The organism is Stenotrophomonas sp. P5_B8 (assembly GCF_054049855.1).
Window position 1 is genome coordinate 1 of record NZ_JBFULO010000529.1, and the last position, 2,245, is coordinate 2,245.

The 2,245-nt window shown below is 61.6% G+C and carries 2 protein-coding genes and 1 pseudogene; all 3 read left to right on the forward strand.

The window, feature by feature from the left end; all coding sequences use genetic code 11:
• Positions 1–8: 8 nt before the first annotated feature.
• Positions 9–329, forward strand: a pseudogene (locus ACXJKH_RS18965) (TniQ family protein); the annotation flags it as partial.
• A 231-nt stretch (positions 330–560) separates the two neighbouring features.
• Entirely contained in the window at positions 561–950 is a 390-nt protein-coding gene (locus ACXJKH_RS18970; protein ID WP_457321702.1) for a hypothetical protein, read from the forward strand.
• Positions 951–1,584: 634 nt separating this feature from the next.
• A partial coding sequence (locus ACXJKH_RS18975; RefSeq protein ID WP_457321700.1) for a hypothetical protein occupies positions 1,585–2,245 on the forward strand: 661 nt, incomplete at its 3' end.

A 2,245-nucleotide genomic window follows, 5' to 3' on the forward strand; every position in this document is an offset into this window, starting at 1 on the left:
CACAAAGCCTGACCTCGCTAGTCTGCCCTGGGCACTYCATCTGGACCCGGGATGTAGACACCAATGCCCGAGTGGATACGTTGAATGTATTGGCTGCAGCGATCGGCGTGCCCACATCCCGCATTCGGGGCATGACGCTAGCGGGACTGAGCCATCCAGAGCCGGACGGGCCTGGTTGGCAGGGAACCCATCACTGGGTGACCTCAATCGGTGTCTACCATCGGTCCAGGCGGCGCCACGGATTGTGTTTCTGCCCCGTCTGTCTCGATGAGCGCCCGTTCTTTCGCCGCGAGTGGCGCTTGGCCTTCTGGACAGTGTGTCCGCAGCATCAGGTATTGCTGCACGATGCCTGCCCTTCATGCGGCGGTACCGTGGAGCCGCATCGTCAGCAGTACGACCTGCGCCTGTGTTCACGGTGTAACCGGTCTCTGGTCTCTGGGGACTGCGTGGTCGCGGTCCCCTCCTCCATGCAGGGGAAGTTGTACAGGGCATGCGTGCAGCCTGGCTTCACCCAAAACTGGCGGGTAACCCGATGCACCGGTCGGGACTTTCTCCTTGCGATGGACGCACTGCTTTCTGGCTTCGGTAGCGCTCGCCTGCCGGACATCAACGGCGGACGGCAGTGTCGGGAGAGACTGGAAATGCGCCGAGTGGGCCTGCGAGATGCCGATCTTCGGCTGCTGGATACGCTGTGCCGGGCTTGGCCACTGTCGCTTCATGCTGGTTCCCGGCAGTATCATGTGACCCAGCGAAGTTTCAGACAGCAGTGTCCGGAATGGCTCGCACAAGAGATTGGCCAGTTGCCGGCCGGACGCATCAATGGCCAGGCCAACGCGGGTCGGCGAGCAGTGCGTATTGCGGCTGAGGCAGAACAATGGCGGAAACCTGGATGGCGCTCGCTACGCGCAAGTACGCTGCTGAAGATGATTACTCCTCTCAATGAGCACTGACAATTACGGCCGCCGTACCTGTGATGGGTGTTATACCCCGATCGTGAACGCGCACCGCGTTCACAACAAGTCCGAGTATTGCCAGAAGTGCTACAACGACCAGTTCGCCAAAGGCATATGCCCTGAATGCAGTGGACCGACGCGTTATCATGTGTCTGAGTCGTCGATACCGCCTTGCGGTAAATGTCTCCGGCAGAAGCGCCCGTGTGGTCGGTGCAAGCGGCCTACGCCTCGTGCCGCGCGCATCTTCGAGGTCGAAGTTCCCGGTATGGGAGAGGAGGCGGGTCCCGGAACGCTGAGCATGGTGGTGTGTGCCAGATGCGTCCGATACTTCCGGGCACCCGAACCCTGTGATCTGTGTGGAGAGCCGAGCTCTGACCTAGCGCGTGCGTCTCATCTGGAAGAAGGGGTGCGCGCCTGCCCCAGGTGCCGTACTGCAGATACCCACGCCACCTGTTGCCTGTGCCGCAAGTACAGGAAGATCGAGACAACCGTCGATGGGCTTAACCATTGCAAGGCTTGCTCAGGTCCGACTGCGGCTTCCCATGCGTGCCCAGGCTGCGGGCTCACGGTTGCTGGTAGTGGCCAGTCCCATTGCGACGATTGTCTGATCCTGTCGCGCCTGGATCGTGAGGTGGAGCTGCGCTTGCCGCTTTTCGAGCAACCTTGGCTGGCCCGCCTATACAAGAATTTCGCCGAGTGGAGTGCCAACCGGGGCGTTCGCACACCGCGGCTGCCGGCGAACGTTACCAAGGCGGTGGACTTCTTCCTGATACTGGACCGGGTCAAGGATCTTCGTCAGCCGCTGACTGCCGATGCGATGGTCAAGGTATTCAGCTCCAAGGAGCTGCGCTCTAACTTGAATGCGGCGACCTTTCTGCAGCAGCAGTTCGGCTTCATCATTGATGGCAAGGCCCGCGCCGAAGGGCAGAGTCACGCAATCATTGAGGACAAGTTGGCTGCAGCTGCCGGCACACCTTGGTACACCTATTTGGCCTCCTACCGTGCCTGGCTGGCGGATAAGCCTGCGCGCACGGTGGCCCAGTACATGGGCGTCGCCGAGGCCTTCTGCCGGCAGTTCCAGATCAGTGGCCCATTTTCGCAGCAGGAACTGGTTGAGTTCCTTGCGTCCAAGCCGGGCGCTCGGACCAACCTCGGCCCCTGGGTCAGCTTCGCTCAAAAGCAGCTCGGCTGGCCTGTCACCTTGCCACCAAAGGTGATCCCGCCCCCCGCGCTACGGACGGACGCTGCCCGTCTCAAGAAGCTGCTGGGCGCGATCGGGGACGCAGCTGAGG